This is a genomic window from Aeromonas aquatilis, from assembly GCF_054052405.1.
Map to the genome: position 1 here is coordinate 26,107 of NZ_JBSTYP010000014.1, position 17,449 is coordinate 43,555.

The 17,449-nt window shown below is 56.5% G+C and carries 20 protein-coding genes and 1 pseudogene; 6 read left to right on the forward strand and 15 right to left on the reverse strand.

Translation table 11 applies throughout. The features are described 5' to 3' along the window. Window positions 1-65: 65 nt before the first annotated feature. Window positions 66-1,223, reverse strand: a complete 1,158-nt coding sequence (locus tag ACW5W8_RS07290) for an iron-containing alcohol dehydrogenase (RefSeq protein WP_498627120.1) — start codon at window positions 1,221-1,223, stop codon at window positions 66-68. 135 nt (window positions 1,224-1,358) lie between these two features. Here ACW5W8_RS07290 and ACW5W8_RS07295 point away from each other — a divergent pair. After that, window positions 1,359-2,627 (forward strand): annotated as a pseudogene (locus ACW5W8_RS07295) (IS4 family transposase). A 124-nt stretch (window positions 2,628-2,751) separates the two neighbouring features. On the opposite strand, the gene ACW5W8_RS07300 reads toward ACW5W8_RS07295, so the two are convergent. The 14 genes from ACW5W8_RS07300 to aopN form a co-directional block, all read right to left on the reverse strand. Beyond that, a complete protein-coding gene (locus tag ACW5W8_RS07300; protein WP_498627121.1) occupies window positions 2,752-3,072 on the reverse strand; it encodes a hypothetical protein in 321 nt (106 codons plus the stop codon). Window positions 3,073-3,388: 316 nt separating this feature from the next. Continuing rightward, window positions 3,389-3,685 carry a nucleoside 2-deoxyribosyltransferase gene (locus ACW5W8_RS07305; RefSeq protein WP_498627123.1) on the reverse strand — a complete coding sequence of 99 codons (297 nt, stop codon included), beginning with the start codon at window positions 3,683-3,685 and terminating at the stop codon, window positions 3,389-3,391. Between the two features lie 63 nt (window positions 3,686-3,748). After that, window positions 3,749-4,645, reverse strand: a complete 897-nt coding sequence (locus ACW5W8_RS07310; RefSeq protein ID WP_498627124.1) for a YopD family type III secretion system translocon subunit — start codon at window positions 4,643-4,645, stop codon at window positions 3,749-3,751. A gap of 11 nt (window positions 4,646-4,656) precedes the next feature. After that, on the reverse strand, window positions 4,657-5,814 hold the full coding sequence (gene sctE / locus ACW5W8_RS07315) for a type III secretion system translocon subunit SseC family protein (protein ID WP_498627126.1): 1,158 nt from the start codon (window positions 5,812-5,814) through the stop codon (window positions 4,657-4,659). Further along, window positions 5,795-6,295 carry a SycD/LcrH family type III secretion system chaperone gene (locus tag ACW5W8_RS07320; protein ID WP_498627127.1) on the reverse strand — a complete coding sequence of 167 codons (501 nt, stop codon included), beginning with the start codon at window positions 6,293-6,295 and terminating at the stop codon, window positions 5,795-5,797. The genes sctE and ACW5W8_RS07320 overlap by 20 nt, the downstream gene beginning before the upstream one ends. A 15-nt stretch (window positions 6,296-6,310) precedes the next feature. After that, window positions 6,311-7,234 carry a virulence-associated V antigen gene (locus ACW5W8_RS07325; protein ID WP_498627128.1) on the reverse strand — a complete coding sequence of 308 codons (924 nt, stop codon included), beginning with the start codon at window positions 7,232-7,234 and terminating at the stop codon, window positions 6,311-6,313. 9 nt (window positions 7,235-7,243) lie between these two features. Beyond that, window positions 7,244-7,525, reverse strand: a complete 282-nt coding sequence (locus ACW5W8_RS07330; RefSeq protein ID WP_498627130.1) for an LcrG family type III secretion system chaperone — start codon at window positions 7,523-7,525, stop codon at window positions 7,244-7,246. 40 nt (window positions 7,526-7,565) lie between these two features. Then, on the reverse strand, window positions 7,566-8,021 hold the full coding sequence (locus ACW5W8_RS07335) for an LcrR family type III secretion system chaperone (protein ID WP_498627131.1): 456 nt from the start codon (window positions 8,019-8,021) through the stop codon (window positions 7,566-7,568). Continuing rightward, window positions 8,018-10,183, reverse strand: coding sequence for a SctV family type III secretion system export apparatus subunit AscV (gene ascV, locus ACW5W8_RS07340; RefSeq protein WP_498627132.1), 2,166 nt, complete (start codon window positions 10,181-10,183; stop codon window positions 8,018-8,020). The genes ACW5W8_RS07335 and ascV overlap by 4 nt, the downstream gene beginning before the upstream one ends. Continuing rightward, window positions 10,116-10,472: a type III secretion system chaperone AscY gene (gene ascY, locus ACW5W8_RS07345; RefSeq protein ID WP_498627134.1), complete on the reverse strand. Its 357-nt coding sequence runs from the start codon at window positions 10,470-10,472 to the stop codon at window positions 10,116-10,118. The genes ascV and ascY overlap by 68 nt, the downstream gene beginning before the upstream one ends. Further along, window positions 10,469-10,834, reverse strand: coding sequence for a type III secretion system protein AscX (ascX, locus tag ACW5W8_RS07350; RefSeq protein WP_498627135.1), 366 nt, complete (start codon window positions 10,832-10,834; stop codon window positions 10,469-10,471). Before ascX ends, ascY begins: the two co-directional genes overlap by 4 nt. Then, window positions 10,831-11,202, reverse strand: a complete 372-nt coding sequence (gene acr2, locus ACW5W8_RS07355) for a SycN family type III secretion system chaperone Acr2 (protein ID WP_498627136.1) — start codon at window positions 11,200-11,202, stop codon at window positions 10,831-10,833. The genes ascX and acr2 overlap by 4 nt, the downstream gene beginning before the upstream one ends. Further along, window positions 11,199-11,480, reverse strand: a complete 282-nt coding sequence (gene acr1, locus ACW5W8_RS07360; RefSeq protein WP_216955824.1) for a type III secretion system gatekeeper subunit Acr1 — start codon at window positions 11,478-11,480, stop codon at window positions 11,199-11,201. Before acr1 ends, acr2 begins: the two co-directional genes overlap by 4 nt. After that, the gene (aopN, locus tag ACW5W8_RS07365) at window positions 11,461-12,339 is read right to left on the reverse strand and encodes a SctW family type III secretion system gatekeeper subunit AopN (RefSeq protein WP_498627138.1); all 879 of its coding nucleotides are present in this window, start codon (window positions 12,337-12,339) and stop codon (window positions 11,461-11,463) included. The genes acr1 and aopN overlap by 20 nt, the downstream gene beginning before the upstream one ends. Window positions 12,340-12,528: 189 nt before the next feature. Between aopN and ascN the strand changes: the two genes are divergently transcribed. From ascN to ascR, 5 genes are all read left to right on the forward strand, one after another. Then, on the forward strand, window positions 12,529-13,851 hold the full coding sequence (gene ascN, locus ACW5W8_RS07370) for a SctN family type III secretion system ATPase AscN (protein ID WP_498627171.1): 1,323 nt from the start codon (window positions 12,529-12,531) through the stop codon (window positions 13,849-13,851). After that, the gene (ascO, locus tag ACW5W8_RS07375) at window positions 13,848-14,309 is read left to right on the forward strand and encodes a type III secretion system central stalk protein AscO (RefSeq protein WP_498627139.1); all 462 of its coding nucleotides are present in this window, start codon (window positions 13,848-13,850) and stop codon (window positions 14,307-14,309) included. The genes ascN and ascO overlap by 4 nt, the downstream gene beginning before the upstream one ends. A 351-nt stretch (window positions 14,310-14,660) precedes the next feature. Beyond that, a complete protein-coding gene (locus ACW5W8_RS07380; RefSeq protein WP_498627172.1) occupies window positions 14,661-15,875 on the forward strand; it encodes a type III secretion system needle length determinant in 1,215 nt (404 codons plus the stop codon). Beyond that, window positions 15,872-16,798, forward strand: a complete 927-nt coding sequence (gene sctQ, locus ACW5W8_RS07385) for a type III secretion system cytoplasmic ring protein SctQ (RefSeq protein ID WP_498627140.1) — start codon at window positions 15,872-15,874, stop codon at window positions 16,796-16,798. Before ACW5W8_RS07380 ends, sctQ begins: the two co-directional genes overlap by 4 nt. Further along, complete coding sequence (gene ascR / locus ACW5W8_RS07390) at window positions 16,795-17,448, forward strand: SctR family type III secretion system export apparatus subunit AscR (RefSeq protein WP_498627142.1); 654 nt, start codon at window positions 16,795-16,797, stop codon at window positions 17,446-17,448. Before sctQ ends, ascR begins: the two co-directional genes overlap by 4 nt. The last annotated feature ends 1 nt before the right edge of the window (window position 17,449 follow it).

Genomic DNA, 17,449 nt, shown 5'->3' on the forward strand with positions numbered 1-17,449 from the left:
TTTCACTTTTCGTCGAAAAAAAGGGGAGCATAAGCTCCCCAGAGACGATAACGAACTCAATCCGGTCAAGCGACCAACTTGGTCCCTTTGAAGCAGAGATCCAGCAGCATTTCCAGCTCTTCTACTGTCGGCTGGCGGGGGTTGCAACCGGTACAGGCATCTTCCATTGCGTGCTGAGCCATGATGGCCACTTTCTCTTGCCACTGATCGGCTGGTACGCCGTAAGCCTCGAAACCGTCCTCGACACCGACGCTGGAGCGCAGTTCCTCAATAGCAGAGGCCAGCGCTTCTGCACTGTCAGCGCCGACAAAACGAGCCAGCTGGGCATATTTGTCAGCCGCGACGCTGGCATTGAAACGGATCACGTTTGGCAGCAGGATGGCATTAGCACGGCCATGTGGCACACCAAACATACCGCCAACCTGGTGAGCAAGCGAATGTACGATGCCGAGCAGGGCATTGGTAAATGACATACCAGCCAGGCAGGAAGCATCATGCATGGCCTGGCGTGCAGCCAGATTGTTCCCATCAGCCACCGCGGCCGGCAACGCCTTGAAGATATCCACAACGGCACGCTCCGCCATGCAATCGGTGTAAGCGTCAGCCAAAGGGGTGACATAAGCCTCCAAGGCGTGGGTCAAGGCATCCAAACCTGTGTTGGCGGTGACGTGAGCAGGCATGGATTGGCATACCTCACCGTCGACGATAGCCACATCCGGGCAAAGCTCATAAGAGACCAAGGGATACTTGGTGCCACGAGCACGGTCTGTGATCACAGAGACGCAAGTGGCCTCTGTCCCGGTACCGGAGGTAGACGGAATGGCGACAAAGCGAGCCTTGTTGCGCAACGGCTTGATGGTAAAGGGAGGAATAATGTCCTCAAACTGGGTGTCAGGATATTCATAAAAGACCCACATGGCCTTTGCTGCATCGATCGCAGAGCAACCACCCAGGCCGATGATCCAATCCGGCTGGAAACGTTGCATAACCGCAAAACCGGCCATCACAGTCTCGATAGAAGGGTCAGCCTCGACGCCATCAAACACCTCAACCGCAAAACCCGAGGCGCTCAACAGGTCAACTGCCTTGTCGATATAACCGCTACGCTTCATCGAACCCTGACCGGTAACGATCAGAGCCCTTTCACCTCGAATCTCAGAAAGCTTATTAAATGTGCCAAGACCATGAAATACCTTGCCAGGAACAATAAAATTGTCAGCCATAATGACTCCTACAGATTGTTGTTTAATACGAGCTCATATACAGGATCTTTAGCGGCAACCAATTGAAATAGATATGAAAAAGGCTTCGTTTGTGATCTGATTTTATCGCCTAACAAAACCGCCACGCACGAAGCCATGACTATTATCGACACCAACCGCTATCTCAATCAACTTCTCGCTCCCGCCGAGCTTGAGCGCATTGCCCGCCTCTGCAAGTTTTGCCTGCGTCTGCGCGCTATTACTCCCTGGATGCTGGTCACCTCCCTGCTACGCGCCTTCGGGGGGGACAAGGTCGATGCCATTGCCAACTTGCATCAGCATTTCAATGGCTTGCAGCTCGCTGACGCACATCAAGTCTCCTACAAACCCTTTCACAACCAACTTCGTAAACCTGCATTTGCCCAGTTTATGAAGGCTCTGGTTGAGCGAGCCATTACCCTGCGCATCGGTCAGCAGGTAAAGGACGTTACCCAGGGGGCCTTCAAGCAAGTGTTGCTGCAAGACGGCACCTCCTTTGCGGTCCACAAGCGTCTTGCCACTGTCTTTCCCGGGCGATTCAAGACCATCAGCCCAGCCGCCATCGAATGCCACATGCTCATGTCACTGCTGGAGCAAAAGCCGGTCTGTATGCAGCTCTCTGCCGACACGGCGTCTGAGCACCAGTTTCTTCCAGATGCCAAAGAGCTGACCGGCAGCCTGCTGCTGGCGGATGCGGGTTACATCAGCCACGCCTATTTTGCCGAAGTGAAAAAGGCAGGTGGCTTCTATCTGGTGCGGGGCAGCAAGAGCTTAAACCCGGAGATCCTCAATGCCTGGCGCGATGATGGGAGAACAGTCCCCAAGCTGACCGGCATGTCACTCAAGGAGGCCGGACGGCGGCACTGCCGGGCAGAAGTGCTGGATATGGATGTGAAATCGGGCAAGTACGAGTATCGATTGATCCGGCGCTGGTTCGCCGAGGAGAAGCGATTCTGCATCTGGATGACCAACTTGCCACGTGATGCATGGCCAGCAGAGCGCGTGATGCGTCTGTATCGCTGTCGCTGGTAGGTCGAGTTGCTGTTTAAGGAGTGGAAATCGCACAACAACCTCAAGGGTTTTGTAACGGGAGAGAAAGCGATCGCCGAGGGTCTGGTATGGGCCAGCCTGCTGTCGCTGGTGCTGAAGCGGCGAGTTGCCCAGACCCTGGTGAAAGAGGGTTTATCCACGCTCAAGGCGGCGAAGAACGGTGTGATATGGTGGCTCCCGATATTGGAGGCGATAGCGCACCGGGCAATGAGTGAAATAAGGGAGCGGTTGGAGTGGGCCTCAGTTTATTTGGTTAAAAACGCCCGTCGGACAAAGCAGAGAAAATCGATACAAAACAGGACCTTGGATGACGTTTTAATTAACGTTTTTTCTTAAGGTCCTGTACATGAATACGAGCTACTTAATTTTTGTTTTATGAGGATAAACATTTTCAGCCTAATTTTATTGCGCCAAATCAATCTGAAAATTAGTGACAAAGGCATCAGTCAGATAATATCGATCATTTTTTATTATCAAAAAAGACAGTGGCCTGTTTAAGGCAACATTCGAACCCCAATAACTCTTCAAAACGATGTTCATAGATAATAGGTTTAGTAGCCACGATTGGAGCGCTTGTCGCACCATCCAACATAAGATTATCAACCAGAGCGAAGTCTTCCATCACCATATGATGCTGGTCGTAGAAGAGTCCATCTTGCACTATATGACAACCACATGAATCTATGTTTCTCTCCAGAAAGAGACGGGCATCGTTCGTATAGGCAAAGACAGGCTCTGAGCGCGATAAACAAACTGAACACCCTTGGCTTACCTCCGTCATTCCGCACCTGATTTTTATATTTTAAATTGTGATATCGCGCACATAAAATGTGGGAATTTGAAAAATACAATGATTTCATCAAGACGTTGATGTATCAGTGTTCGGTTGAGTGAATTTTCACGTTAGGAACAGGGGGGTGAGGACATGAACGTTGGCTTTCAAGTATCTTTCTCACCAGTTCCATCACATCGTTCAGGAACGGCATCATCGGCGAACGTGTAGCCATCTCCGTCGAAAATAAATCCCCAAACAGGTGCGGAATGTCGGTTACCTGTCAGAAAGCCCCGATTGTAGCGGTCACCCAGGGCTGGGGAAGTCATGACTTGCTGGCTGATTTGGGAAACAACGCCGCTGTCCCCACATCACAGCTTGCCCCGCGAAAAGGAGTCATATTGGCAATCACCAGGTCGGCTTCGGCAATCAAATCTTCATTCGCCTTGGCAATTTTAAGTCCATTATCCGCCGGACTAAACTCATTTAGCTCCAACTTATTATCAAGGGGAAATAATCCGATAAATCCATAGAGACGATAGAGCTCTTTTTTCTGAGCGGCAACCTCATGCACATTATTCAAAAAAACCTCAGGCCCTGCGAGATAAATCTTTTTCGACATCACACCCTCATATAATAAAAAAGGGACCTAGAATAGGCCCCATCAATGTATAACTAGTAAAAATTACGCGACACCAAAAGCGGCACGCATGGCCTGGTTATGGCTCTGGGCATACTGCTGCATCATCTGTAACACATCTTTCATGAAGTTGTTCTGGAAGTTTATATGATCTTCCACCTTCTGCTTCTCCGTCTGGGAGACGCTTGCATGGACTTCATCTTCCTTGGCATCGGCTTGAGAGATACCTTGCTGCACCTGAACGGCACTATTCGACATCTGACTAATGCCTTGGATCACTGTATTGGCATGCTGACTACGACTGGTATTGATATCGAATTTTTTGTTCAGGTGTTGTAAATCCGCCGTTTTCTTCTGGAGATCAGCAGCCAGGTCTTTAGCTCCAGCTCCCAGCTCCTTGCCCTGAGCTTTTTTCAGATCAGTCAGACCATCAAGATCCTTCTGTTGCTTGACAATATCGGCATTCAGAAGCTTGTCTTGCTTGAGCCCTTTCGCGCTTTTTACCGAAGAGACCCCCCCCATGATAGCCGAGAAGCCAGTCATCACCCCGGAGACCACCGCCATGGCGATCATCAGTTTGGCGCCACTGCGCATTTCGCTGACTTGATCTTTCTGAGCCGAGATCACAGCCTGATTCTCCATGTCTCTCTGCAAGAGTCCCATCTCGCGAGCGCGTCGGGCCATCTCTAGCAGCAGAATCATGAGGCTCATGGTGTCATCCAGCTCGGAACTCCCCTTGGCCAATCTACCAACGTCGAGCTCTTTGTTTGGAGATATCAGTTCGGGCCTATCCTGCTGAACTGGCGTATTTATACCTTGAATATTTCCGGCCTCGTGCTTGGTGTTGGACCGGGTGACACTTTGGCTTTCATCTACGCCTTCATTAATGATTGGAGGGATGTAGGCACTGCCCACTAAATAATCATTATTAATACCGCTCATCACATACCTCCTTAAATGGCTGCCGGTCTGCTGGCAAGGTTATTGAGCATAGATCCCTTGGCCGTGATCATCTGGAAGATCATCTCCATCACTTGTTGAAAAGCCTCTGACATCTGTGATAGCGCCTCTTTAAGCTTATCCAGTACCGCTTCCAGAGCAGTCATATCTTGTCGATTCTCCGTCAGATCGGCCTGTTTATCTTGCACCTTGGCCTGGTTTGCACTGTCCACAGACTTGGTCACACCACTACTCACGTCAAGCACCAAATCGGCGGTCTGTGTGCCGATCTTGACCGCCTTTGTTACCGTCGTAGCGGCGGTAGTCCCCAACTTGGCAGAGACCTCTGCAGCCTTCACTGCCACTTTGGTCGCGACCTCAGCTACCTTACCACCCAGTTTGGTGGCAGCCTTGGCAACTGCACCAACAGCACTGGCACCAAAAGAGACTACAGCAGAGAGCACAGCCAAGGCGATCTCAAGCGCCATCAAGGTAGGCCCCAGCTTATCCATCACCTCCTTGGAGATAAGGCCATCTTCAGCGGCTTGCTGCACAGCCATATTGACCACACCCACCACACCGGCAGCAATCATCAAGGCTCCGGCGGCAGCACCGACCCCGGTTGCCACCATAATTGTGCCAATCACAATGGAGGCAATTGAACTGATCCAGCCGAAGATCTTGGAAGCCAAACCCGACTTCTTGGCCTTGTCTGCAGCCTCTTCGGCCTCTTTCATCTTGGCCTGATTTTCCCCAATCTTATTTTGGTTCTCCGCCCGAGTCCGCTCTATATCAGCAAGCTTCAACTTCTTCTGGGTCTGCTCCAGCGAACTGGTCATCTTGCCCAACTCAATTTCGAACTCTTCGGGCGAGGTTAAAGCCAGATTGGCCAACAAAGAAGTATTAGCAATAAGCTTGACACTGTTGGCCACCCCCTGCTGCACCGTCTTCATCAGTTGCCCCAGCTCCTGCTGCTGCTGCGCTGTCACCTGCTGGTTAACGCCCGGCTTGGGTTGCGGCAGTTCGACCCCCTTTGCTCGCCCCTTCCCTTTTACTGCGACGTCACCCGCCGCCACTTGCGTGGTCTGGGCGACACTGTTGCCTTCACTCTCGATCTGCGGGATCTGCATCCCCCCGACCAGAAGAGCGCGATCATTGCTGATTGGATTCATGTTCCATATCCTTTTGCGTTTTGATTACTTCCAACATAACGCCAGCGCGAGCAGCAAGTGCCGCCAGCTCCGGCTTGGCAGCCGCAATGAGCTGGGCCGAGTGGAAGCCACTCTCGGCCCCCTCGAGCTCTCCCATCTGCAGGAGACACTCGGCGGCATGAAACGGAAAGCGGGGCTCATTAAGGTCCATTATGGCACCGTAGCTGTAGCTGTCGATGGCCAACTGATGTTGACCCAGAGCCTGACGGCAGGCCCCTAGCCCCAAGAAAAAACGAGCTTCATAGTGATCAAGCACACATAGAGTCTGGAATATCTTGTGAGCCTCATCATATTTTCCAGCATCGTACTGATTGAAACCAAAGGTATAGAGCTGCTCAAGAGTATCACTCGACACCTGGTTGAGCATCGCTAGGGTCCCACCCTCTTCTATAAATGCCTCCAGAGCCTTTTCCGTCATGTCCTGTTCGCTGTTCATTTTCATTACATCACCTATACCTTAAATAGCCTGAAGAATTTGACTCATTATACTTTCATATTTTTGAATAAAACGATTTAGCGCTTCTATAGATGAGTTATAGCGCGAGCTTACATCATTGAGACGAGTGGTTTTTTCAGTGACCATATCATTAAGTGGGCGAGATATGTCACTTATAGAAGTGGCAAGATTACTTAGTTCATTATTATCCTTTTTGTTTTGATATTCTTCCTTTATCCACTGCATGGCGCCACTTCGCTTCTTGTCGCTCTGGAGGAATATATAAGCTGTCACAGAATTATCCTTACGATCAGGAGCCATCTTATCCAAGAGTTTGTACTCAGGCCCTTCCTTAAAGGCAGCTTCGGAGCTATAACCATAGAGTTTATAATCCATCAGCTCGAAACCTGGGCGCCAGTAACTGTTTAGAGCTAGTTTTTGATTTATGTGCGATTGGATCACACTATAAATTTTCAGCTCAGCTGTCAGCTCTTTTACTTCATTGCTCAAATCTTTACGTTTTTTTTCATGGAATGACATTGCATCGCTAAAAGCAAAGATCACATCATCATCAATCCTATCAGGAGTAAGGTTGCTATAGGTCGCAGCAAGAAAGTCTTTTAGAGATATATTTTTTGGAAATTTATCATTATTAAGCAATAATGATAAACGCTGAATTCCTTTGGTTATTTGTTCATCATAACGACCACCTTTTAGCACCGCATCTGGTGGCAGAAAATAGGCGAGTATCTTTTCCAATAGTGCAGCATCATTAGCGGGGGGGTTACCAACCTCAAGCTCTTTAATTAAAATCCCTTTTTCTTTGATTAATTTAAGCAAGTTGGCCAGTGCCGATGATTTACTGCCCCGTAACTGTTCGAGATCTGTTTTTTTAAGATCATCGATGAAACCCTGAATATTATCTCTATACGACCTAATTATCATAGTGTTCTCCTAAATAACCAAGCCACGCATCATGGCCGGACGACGGGGACGATGCCCTTCCTGCTTGGGATTAAGCTCACGCTGACGCTTGATCTCATTTAGCAACTCCTGTTCGGCTACCTGTTGCTCCTGCCCACTACCATGAGAAAAGAGCAGATTGGACACCTCCTCACTCACCCCAAGGGAACTCCACATTTCCTCGAGTAGGGCTGCACGGTGATCACTGTCCTTGATGGCCAGCTCGGCCTTGGCAATCACCTCTTCATGTTCGGCAAAACGGGGCTGCTTCATATTGGCTCCTATTGTAGTGAGGGGATCGCGACCACGGCTGTCATGCAAAGTCGCCTTTTTGTCGCTTTCTCATTGCTGACAATGAGATAACTTTTTCTACATCAAGTGAGAACCAGCCTGACTCGGGCTCACTGGCACCGGTCCAGCGCTGGTAAAAGCGACCCAGACGCTCGCCACTTAGCCGGCTGCCAGCCATCACGTTCACATTGCCATAGAGGCAATAGCCCGGGCCGAGCATCGCCAACGCCGCCCTGGCCAGCAGATAGAGGGCGGCAAAGGGGTTGGCGAGCCCTCCCCCGGCGCCGACCCGCTCAATGAGCACAATCCAGACGCGCCGTTCCCCGGGTTCGCCCCGCCAGGCCACCTTGAGCCCGCCATGGACAAACTCGTAACCGAGCGGAATGGGGGTGCGACACAGGGTGTGGCATGCAGTCGGCACGCCATGCTCGGCAAACCAGGGGAGCAGAGGATCACTGACTGGTACATTGCCACTCACAGGCAGACCCTCCCGAGGGGCTGAATATTGATCTGCTGGGTCAGCTCCTGATAGGAGAGCACCGGCAAGGCATGGTAATCCCCTTCTATGAGCTTGCGCACATAGCGGCGAATATCCATGGAGACAATCAGCACCGGTTTGTTCTGCATCTGGGCGAGATCACCGACGGTGTGGCGCACCTGGTCGAGGAAGCCTTGGGTAATGGTGGGATCGAGCGCCAGATAACTGCCGGCACTGGTCTGGCGAATACCGCCACGGATCTGCTCCTCCACCTGCTGGTCGAGCAGATAGGCTGGCAGTATGTTGTTGCCGTTGGCGTACTTGTAGCAGATGTAGCGCTTGAGGCTGCTGCGGATGTATTCGGTGAGCTGCACCACATCCTTCTCTTTCTGGCCCCACTCCACCATGGCCTCCAGAATGGCCCGCATATTGCGGATGGAGATATCTTCCCCCACCAGCCGCTGCAAGATTTCGGTCATCCGCTGCAGCGGGATGATGCGCTGAGCCTCCTTGACCAGCTCGCCATAGCTCCCCTCCATCTGCTCCAGCAGATAGCGGGTCTCCTGAATACCGATAAAGTCTTCGGCATATTCGCGCAGCACATGGGAGAGGTGCCAGGTCACCACCTGGTCGGTGGTGAGGGTGGCGAGCCGCGACTTCTCCAGCCGCTCCTGATGTTCATTCGCGACCCAGAGGGTGGGCTGACCCGGCAGCAGTGGCGCCCCCTCTTCGTAGGGGATCCCCAGCAGATCGAGCTGAGAGGCGTCTTCCTGCACCAGTTGGTGGCCCGGTCGCAACAGGCCCCGGGCGACCGGCACCTCCTGCAGTTGGATCAGGTATTCGCCGGGCCCCATGGACTCGTTGAAGCGCAGGTGAATACCCGGAAAGGGGACCCCGAGATCGAGATAGAGGGCGCGGCGCACCCGCACCAGTTCGTCGTTGAGGGCGATGGCCTCCAGATCCGCCTGCAAGGCGGCATCCACGTCGATCAGCAGGGGCACCGTCATGGCGAACTCCTCCTTCTCCCCCAGCTTGCCGCGGGGCTTGCTGCCCGGTTTCGGCTTGCTGCGGGCAGCGGGCGCACCGGCACCCTGGGCCAACACGGCCGGGAGATCCTGACTGCTGCTGCTCTGCGCCTTGCTCTGGCGCAGCCCGATAAAGTAGCCCCCCGCCGTGACGATGGTCGCCAGGGTAAAGAAGGTGACCATGGGAAAACCCGGGATCAACCCGAACAGCACCAGCAAGATCCCCCCGATCAGCAGCGCCTTCGGCTGAGCCACCACCTGGGCACCGATATCGGAACCCAGATCGGTGGAGTCTTCGGAAGAGACCCGGGTCACGATGATCCCGGCGGTGATGGCGATCAGCAGCGCCGGCACCTGGGAGACCATGCCGTCACCGATCGTCAGGATGGAGTAGAGCTGCAACGCATCGGCACCGGACAAGCCCTTCTGGGTCACCCCTATGGTGACCCCGCCAAGGATGTTGACGAAGATGATGATGAGGCCCGCAATGGCGTCCCCCTTCACGAACTTCATGGCGCCATCCATGGAGCCAAACATCTGGCTCTCCTTCTCGATGATCCCGCGCCGATCCCGCGCCTCGTGCACATCGATCACCCCGGCACGCATGTCGCCATCGATACTCATCTGCTTGCCGGGCATAGCATCGAGCGAGAAGCGGGCACTCACCTCGGCCACCCGCTCCGAGCCCTTGGTGATCACCAGAAACTGGACGATGGTGATGATCAGGAAAATGACCATCCCCACCACCAGATTGCCCCCCACCACGAAGTTACCGAAGGTGTAGACGATCTGCCCCGCGTCCGCCTCCAGCAGGATCATCCGGGTGGTACTCACCGAGAGGGCAAGCCGGAACAGGGTGGTGATCAGCAGCACCGCCGGAAAGGCGGAAAACTGCAGTGGCGAATTGATATAGACCGCCATCATCAGCAGCACCACCGAGATGGTCATGTTGATGGCGATCAGGATATCGAGGGCCACCGGCGGCAGCGGCAAGACCATCATAAAGACGATGGCCAGCAGCAGCACCGCCAGCATGATGTCCTTGCGCTCGCCTATCCGGCGCAGCAGCTCAAGGGAGCGTAGATTCATTCTGCTCTTCCAGTTCGAGGTATTGTTGATAGGCGAAACGGGCTTCATCCAGCCGTCCAGCCAGTTGGCAGGCGCGGCTGCGGCAGAGCCAGAGCGGGCCATCGGCCTCTCCGGCCTGCATCAGTTGATCGACATGAGCCAGCGCGGCCTCCCCCTCCCCCTCCCCCTGCTTGAGCAGGGCCACCAGCAGGGTACGTCGCCCTCCCTGATGCTCGGGGTGGATCTGCAACAGGGCCGTGAGCAGGATGCTGGCCTTGTCAGAATGGCCATATTGCAGTTGCAGCCAGCCGGTGAGCAGCAGCGCATCCTGCTGCTGTAACGAAAGAACCATGGTCATACCTTGTGCAGCAGATGAAGGGTCATCTGCATCAGTTGTTCATCTGAGTGCATCTGTTCGAGCAGCGTGGCAGCCGCTCGCAGTTCCGGACTCTGCCCCTCCGCCAGCACGCCACGCAACCCCTGCATCGCCTGATTGAAATCGACAGGCCGCAGCAGATCGTGAAAGCCGCGATTGGGGGTGGCGAAATCGAGCAGCGCCCGATCCGCCAGCCGCTCGGGGTAGAGGCGGCTGATATGAGGTTCGATGGACTGACCATCGGGCAGCAGGGCATAGCGCCCTGGCAGGCTGCGCTCCTGCTCGTCGAGGGTGATGGCGCTGAGCTGCTCGATACCGATGTGCGCCGCAGTGATCCTGCTCATGATGCGAGCGCCTCTCGTTGCAACCGGGTCAGGGTGGTCAATGCCTGATGGAGCAGGGGCAGGCTAACAGCCCGTTCATCCAGGGTGACGAAAAGGACCAACTGATCCTCCCCCAGCCAACCGCTGCGAACCGGCAGCGCCGGGCCCTGCGCCGCGGCGGTGAAGGTCATGGCGCGGCGGATCGCCTCGCCACTTTGATGCCAGGGCACGGTGCGGGCCAACCAGAGGGTCAGTTGCCCCTGATGGCGCTCCAACTGCAGAGTGCCGCTCTGCTCCAGCTCAAGCTGGATCAGCGAGTGGGGGTTATCCCCTATGGTGATGCCCAGATCCTGGCAAAACTGCACCAGCAGGGGTTCAATCCAGTTCATGACGACTCTCCAGACAACTCATCCTCTTCCCGCTCGATGGCGTTATCGAGCGCCCCCTGACAGCACTGCAACAGGTTCTGGCGCTGCTCCTCCTCGCTGAACAGCTCCACCGGCAGCAGGCGGATCAGCCGCTTGAGCTCCTGATAGAGCAACACCTGCTGGCGACAATCTGACAGCTCAAGAGCCACACCGACCAGCTCCACATCGCGCACGCTGGCCCAGCGTTTCTCCACCAGGGCGATCAGATCGCCCATCAGATCAGAAGGCCCGTATGCCATGGGCCGAGCCCTCCTTCACCCGTTGCCACAGCTCGTCCACTTGTGCCGAGAGGGTGTTGAGCAGCCGCAGTTTGTGCATATCGCTCATCACCCGCTCCAGCTTGACCGGGTCAAGCCAGCGTTGCTGGCTGTCGAGATCGGCGCTCAGGGCCTTCATCATGAAGCCGGTCACCTTCTCCAGCGCACCGTTGCCAAAGCGGCTGTGAATATCGCGCCAGGCTGTGGAGAGCGCGCGGTAGTCCTGCACCGCATCACGATAGAGATCCCGCAGATCCTGCTCGGCCCCCACGCCCGCTTTGGCCGCTTCGGCCGCGGGGCCGGTAATGCGCGCCCCCAACACAATGGCACTGCCCTGCTCGTCCGCCAGCTTGGCCAGCGCCTGCTCCACCAGTGCCAGGGTGCCCTGCATCTCCGGTCGTCCGGCGAGGGCCTTGCGCGCCTGACAGAGCGCCTCGAACTGCTCGCTCACCTCCCCCGAATAGCTCTCGAGGTAGGCCAGCAGCTGGGAGAGATTGGCTAGCCGGCCGCTGCCAAGGTGACTCACCATCTCCTTGATCTTCTGCTGACTCTCCAGCTCCGGCACCTTGTCGAGATACTCCCCTACCAGGGCCTCAATTTCGCTGATGCGGGCGTGGCTGTCGCTCAGCTTGCGCTTGTCCAGCGACATATCCTTGCGCTCGGAGAAGACAAAGGTGAGCTCTTCGGCAGCATCGGCCAGCGACTGGGTGGCACTGGCCAGCACGACTCGCTCCCCCTGAAATTGCCCCCCCTGCAGGGGAGTCTGACGGGATGCGACCTCGGTACTGCGCAGCTCGGGCTGGGCGACTGGGGCATAGGGGTTGCTCTGGATAATGGCCATGTAAACTCCCGTGACGAATGGATTGATGAGGGTGACATTATAAAAATTACCCCTCAGTCCCTATGCCAAAATCAGCCGTGAATTTTTAGCCCGCCCCCAACTGTTTTCTAAAAAGTCCCGACTCGCGCTGCAATCCCTCTCAGCCGCTATCCCCTATAGTGACCACCAGTTTCAATGGCGCAGATTGTTATGACCCTCTCCCTCGATCACATCCCCGACCAGCTTCGTTATGCCATCGACGAGTGCCGCCTGATCCAGATCCGTGGCCGGGTCACCCAGGTAACCGGTACCCTGCTCAAGGCAGTCGTCCCTGGGGTGCGGATCGGCGAGCTGTGCCATCTGCGCAACCCCGACAACAGCCTCTCCCTGCAGGCAGAGGTCATCGGCTTTGCCCAGCATCAGGCACTGCTCACCCCCCTTGGCGAGATGTTCGGCATCTCCTCCAACACCGAGGTAAGCCCGAGCGGAGCCATGCATCAGGTGGGGGTGGGCGAGCACCTGCTTGGTCAGGTGCTCGATGGCCTTGGCAACCCCTTTGGCGGTGGCCATCTGCCGGAGCCAGACGCCTGGTATCCGGTCTATCGGGATGCGCCGGCCCCCATGAGCCGCAAGCGGATTGAGCAACCCATTTCGCTGGGCATTCGCGCCATCGACGGCCTGCTCACCTGCGGTGAGGGGCAACGAATGGGGATCTTCGCGGCCGCCGGTGGTGGCAAGAGCACCCTGCTGGCGTCGCTTATTCGCAGCGCCGAGGTAGATGTCACCGTGCTGGCGCTGATCGGTGAACGGGGCCGTGAGGTGCGCGAATTTATCGAGGCAGATCTGGGGGAAGAGGGGCTCAAGAAGGCTGTGCTGGTGGTGGCTACTTCGGATCGCCCCGCCATGGAGCGGGCCAAGGCGGGCTTTGTCGCCACCTCCATCGCCGAGTATTTCCGGGATCAGGGCAAGCGGGTGCTGCTGTTGATGGACTCCGTCACCCGTTTTGCCCGTGCCCAGCGGGAGATTGGTCTGGCCGCTGGCGAACCGCCAACCCGACGGGGCTATCCGCCGTCGGTGTTTGCCGCCCTGCCCCGCCTGATGGAGCGGGCCGGTCAGTCAGACAAGGGCTCCATCACTGCCCTCTATACCGTGCTGGTAGAGGGGGATGACATGACAGAGCCGGTCGCCGACGAGACACGCTCCATCCTCGATGGCCACATTATCCTGTCGCGCAAACTGGCGGCGGCCAACCACTACCCGGCCATCGATGTACTGCGCTCCGCCAGCCGGGTGATGAACCAGATCATCGAGCCCGAGCATCAGGCTCAGGCCGGTCGACTGCGCAGCTGGCTGGCGAAATATGAAGAGGTGGAGCTGTTGCTGCAGATCGGCGAATACCAGAAAGGGCAGGATAAGGTAGCCGATGAGGCGATCGCCCGCATCGAGACTATTCGCCAGTGGCTCAGGCAAGGCACTCATGAACCCAGCTCACTGCCGGAAGCCCTCTCGACTCTGGAGACGCTGACCCGATGATTGGCCGCCTGCAACGAATAAAAGACCTGCGGCTGGATCGGGCCGAGCAGCAGCTCGCCGCCCAGCAGGCGCGGGTGCAACTCGCCCGCGTTCGCCAACGCGAAGCGGAGCAGGAGAGTCTCGACTATCGCCAGTGGCGCCTTGCCGAAGAAGAGCGGCTATTTGCCATCTGTCAGGCGGAGCAACTCGATCGCAAGGGGCTCAAGGCGTGGCAACAGCAAGTGGCGCTGCTGCGGGAGAAAGAGGCCCAGCTTGAACAAACTGCCGCCGAGCATGCCGAGCGGGTCGCCGAAGAGCGCATCCGCTTGCAGGAGCGCCAGCAGGCGGTACACCGAGCCCGCCAGCAGCAACAGAAATTTGCCGAACTACACCGTCAGGAGCAGGCCTCACAGCAAGCCCTGCGTGACTACAACGAAGAGCAGGAACAGGAAGAGTTCCGCCAGCAGATCAGGATGTAACGAGTCATGAACCGAATCCTCCCGATACAGGGCACAGTGACAGCCCGGGGTGATACCCAGATGGCTGAAGCCAATCGGTCGCAACAGCAGCGTTTCGAGCAGGCGATGAGGCAGGATCAGAACCTCAAAGAACGCAGCCACAACCCGCAGCCTGAGGGTAAAGGGCAGATCCGTCATTCAAAGAGAGTGACGGACGTCCACCCCTTGCCGCAACAGAGTACCCACAGCGCCCCTTCAGAAGCTGGCAAGCAAGTTCCCCTACGCCACACAACCAAAGACACGCAGCCGGACAACAAAGAGATCACTGCAAAACAACAGCGGCAGGGGAGCGAGCAAACCTCCCCGCAACAGATAATATTCACGCCTTCTAACGGAGATCAGAGCCAGCGCCTTACTGATAACCCTGAGCGAGTAGCAGCAACAGATATCTCAGCTAAAGAAAGGCACGACAAACCCACTTTTGCTGCTCATTCTGGCACTGAACTGCTCGACACAAACCCGATAGCGGTAACGGACAACACACCACTCGTGCCACCAACCATTGCACCAATAAATGCTATAACACTGACGCTTGATAAGGCTCGCGCATCTCGTCAACAAACCAAGCACACACAACTCACTGCACAGGACAACGAACAGCGCCCCCCCATACTGACGATAACCGCTAGTCCGGCCGCACTGAGGCCAACACATACCAGCAGCGATGTAATTTCAACGCCCCTTAACGAGTCTCTGCCGCTCACCGAGGGGGTTGGGAGCAAGCTCACCGCGCAACCGGAGAGCATGCAAAGCGCTCCAGAGACAAGCTTGCTCGAAAGCTCTGCAGATTTGGGGCTAACCGCCATTATTACCCAGCCCTATGGTCATGTTACCCAAGCCACGCTGACTGAAAACGAGTTGCTTGATGAACAGCGTCCAGTCATGGAGGTTCATGAAGCAAGCAGCGCCAACCCGATACATACCCTCGCCAATACCACGCCACATCTACTGCCATTGGCAACGGACAGCGAGGCGATAACTCCCGAACTAGCCACCCCCCAGCCAACGGAGGTCGGTGAACAGGTAGCTCAACTTGACGCAGAAATACCACCGCTGGTGGCGCTCAAGTCTGTCACTACAGGTGAAGCAGCCCCCAAAAATGAGCTCTTTACCACCCCGACTATCTGGATCGCTCCCCTTGCCGTGACCCCAGGGGATCTGCAGCTCGCCCGGCTGGCACCTGCCGAAAATAATCGGGAGCTGGGTCAATTGCTGGAGCGGCTGGCGGTTGATATCTATCAGGAGCTGGGCCGCCCGGAGCGCCCGCCGCTGCTGCGCCTGACGTTGCCACTGCTGGGCGATCTCTCCATTCGCATCGCTCACCACCATGGCGAGCTGCAGATCGAGATCCAAGCGACCAGCGAAGGGCAACTGCTGCTCAATCAGGGGCGCAGCGATCTGGTCGACCGCCTGCAGCGCCTCTACCCCGGCGAGCGGGTCGCCCTCGATCTCTTCGGCCAGCCCGACAGTGAACAGGGCTCGCGCCATAAACGATCCATTTACGAAGAGTGGGATGCCGACGCATGACACCGATTGCCCTCACCTCCGCCTCACTGGCTGAGCTGACTTTACAACAGACCCTGAGCCAATACCGCCAGCACTTTGGCTGGAGTGATGGCGAGCTGACCCTCGCCATCGGGGTACCACCAACAACGCTCGATACCCGGCTGCAACTGCAGTGGCAGGGACTCTCTTTACCGCTCTGTTGCCACGGCGCCGAGCTGGCTCACTGGCTGGCACCGGATCTGCAACAGGCGGCACTGTTCAGCCTGCCCGAGCCGCTGCAACTGGCGCTGATCGAGCGGCTCGGACAGCCACTCGGCGGCCTCACCTGCTCGGCGCTGATCTCGCAGAGCGACCACGACCAGTGCGGCGAGCCCGCCCTGCAACTCCTGCTGCAACGGGAGGGGACCAGTCTCGCCCTCTGGCTGTCCCAGCCCGCGCCCCTGTTGAGCAGATTACCGCTGCGACCACCACAGCAGCGGTTGCAGCATCCCCTCAGCCTCTCCCTGCAGTGGGGCGTGATGGGGCTGACCATGGATGAGATCACTACCCTCGCTATCGGCGATGTGCTGCTGCCGCCCCCTCATCCACAGCTCGGCCAGGAACTGCTGCTCTGCGTGGAGGGTCGCCCCTTTGCCTACTGCCAATCCCATCAACAACATCTGGAGCTGACTGCCATGTACAACGCTGCCCTCGCTGATCCCTTCAGCCCGACCGAACTGGAGCAATTGCCGATCCAGGTGAGCTTTGAAGTAGGCCGCCAGACCCTGGACTGGCACACCCTCACCAGTCTGCAACCGGGGGCCCTGATCGATCTGGGCACGCCCCTCGATGGCGAAGTGCGCATCATCAGCAACGGTCACTTGCTGGGCGTGGGCCGGTTAGTTGAGATCCAGGGGCGCCTGGGTGTGCGGGTCGAGCGTCTCGCCAACGAGTCACAGTCATGATCCAGTTGCCGGACGAGCTCAACCTGATCGTCGGGCTGGCGCTGCTGGCCCTGCTCCCTTTTATCGCCGTGATGGCCACCTCCTTCGTCAAGCTGGCGGTGGTCTTCTCGCTGCTGCGCAACGCCCTCGGGGTGCAACAGATCCCCCCCAACATGGCGATGTACGGGCTGGCGATCATTCTCAGCATCTATGTGATGGCACCGGTCGGCTTTGCCACCCAGGATTACCTGCGCCAGAACGAGGTGTCGCTGGCCAAATCCGAATCGGTGGAGAAGTTCCTCGACGAGGGGATGGCCCCCTACCGCGCGTTTTTGAAAAAGCAGATCAAGCCGCGGGAGCACGCCTTTTTTATCGACAGCACCAAACAGCTCTGGCCAAGCAAATATGCCGACCGGCTGGAGCCCGACAGCCTGCTGATCCTGCTGCCTGCCTTTACCGTGAGCGAGCTGAGCCGCGCCTTCGAAATCGGGTTTCTGATCTATCTGCCCTTTATCGCCATCGATCTCATCATCTCCAACATTCTGCTGGCGATGGGGATGATGATGGTCTCTCCCATGACTATCTCGCTGCCCTTCAAGCTGCTGCTGTTTGTGCTGCTGGACGGCTGGGCCCGCCTGACCCACGGGCTGGTCATCAGTTACGGAGGCTAGC

What these genes read in the sequence shown, in the direction of transcription:
- ACW5W8_RS07290 (WP_498627120.1), bottom strand. Translation starts at nt 1,223, where the DNA reads ATGGCTGACAATTTTATTGTTCCTGGCAAGGTATTTCATGGTCTTGGC.
- ACW5W8_RS07300 (WP_498627121.1), bottom strand. Translation starts at nt 3,072, where the DNA reads ATGACGGAGGTAAGCCAAGGGTGTTCAGTTTGTTTATCGCGCTCAGAG.
- ACW5W8_RS07305 (WP_498627123.1), bottom strand. Translation starts at nt 3,685, where the DNA reads ATGTCGAAAAAGATTTATCTCGCAGGGCCTGAGGTTTTTTTGAATAAT.
- ACW5W8_RS07310 (WP_498627124.1), bottom strand. Translation starts at nt 4,645, where the DNA reads ATGAGCGGTATTAATAATGATTATTTAGTGGGCAGTGCCTACATCCCT.
- sctE (WP_498627126.1), bottom strand. Translation starts at nt 5,814, where the DNA reads ATGAATCCAATCAGCAATGATCGCGCTCTTCTGGTCGGGGGGATGCAG.
- ACW5W8_RS07320 (WP_498627127.1), bottom strand. Translation starts at nt 6,295, where the DNA reads ATGAAAATGAACAGCGAACAGGACATGACGGAAAAGGCTCTGGAGGCA.
- ACW5W8_RS07325 (WP_498627128.1), bottom strand. Translation starts at nt 7,234, where the DNA reads ATGATAATTAGGTCGTATAGAGATAATATTCAGGGTTTCATCGATGAT.
- ACW5W8_RS07330 (WP_498627130.1), bottom strand. Translation starts at nt 7,525, where the DNA reads ATGAAGCAGCCCCGTTTTGCCGAACATGAAGAGGTGATTGCCAAGGCC.
- ascV (WP_498627132.1), bottom strand. Translation starts at nt 10,183, where the DNA reads ATGAAGCCCGTTTCGCCTATCAACAATACCTCGAACTGGAAGAGCAGA.
- ascY (WP_498627134.1), bottom strand. Translation starts at nt 10,472, where the DNA reads ATGACCATGGTTCTTTCGTTACAGCAGCAGGATGCGCTGCTGCTCACC.
- ascX (WP_498627135.1), bottom strand. Translation starts at nt 10,834, where the DNA reads ATGAGCAGGATCACTGCGGCGCACATCGGTATCGAGCAGCTCAGCGCC.
- acr2 (WP_498627136.1), bottom strand. Translation starts at nt 11,202, where the DNA reads ATGAACTGGATTGAACCCCTGCTGGTGCAGTTTTGCCAGGATCTGGGC.
- acr1 (WP_216955824.1), bottom strand. Translation starts at nt 11,480, where the DNA reads ATGGCATACGGGCCTTCTGATCTGATGGGCGATCTGATCGCCCTGGTG.
- aopN (WP_498627138.1), bottom strand. Translation starts at nt 12,339, where the DNA reads ATGGCCATTATCCAGAGCAACCCCTATGCCCCAGTCGCCCAGCCCGAG.
- ascN (WP_498627171.1), top strand. Translation starts at nt 12,529, where the DNA reads ATGACCCTCTCCCTCGATCACATCCCCGACCAGCTTCGTTATGCCATC.
- ascO (WP_498627139.1), top strand. Translation starts at nt 13,848, where the DNA reads ATGATTGGCCGCCTGCAACGAATAAAAGACCTGCGGCTGGATCGGGCC.
- sctQ (WP_498627140.1), top strand. Translation starts at nt 15,872, where the DNA reads ATGACACCGATTGCCCTCACCTCCGCCTCACTGGCTGAGCTGACTTTA.
- ascR (WP_498627142.1), top strand. Translation starts at nt 16,795, where the DNA reads ATGATCCAGTTGCCGGACGAGCTCAACCTGATCGTCGGGCTGGCGCTG.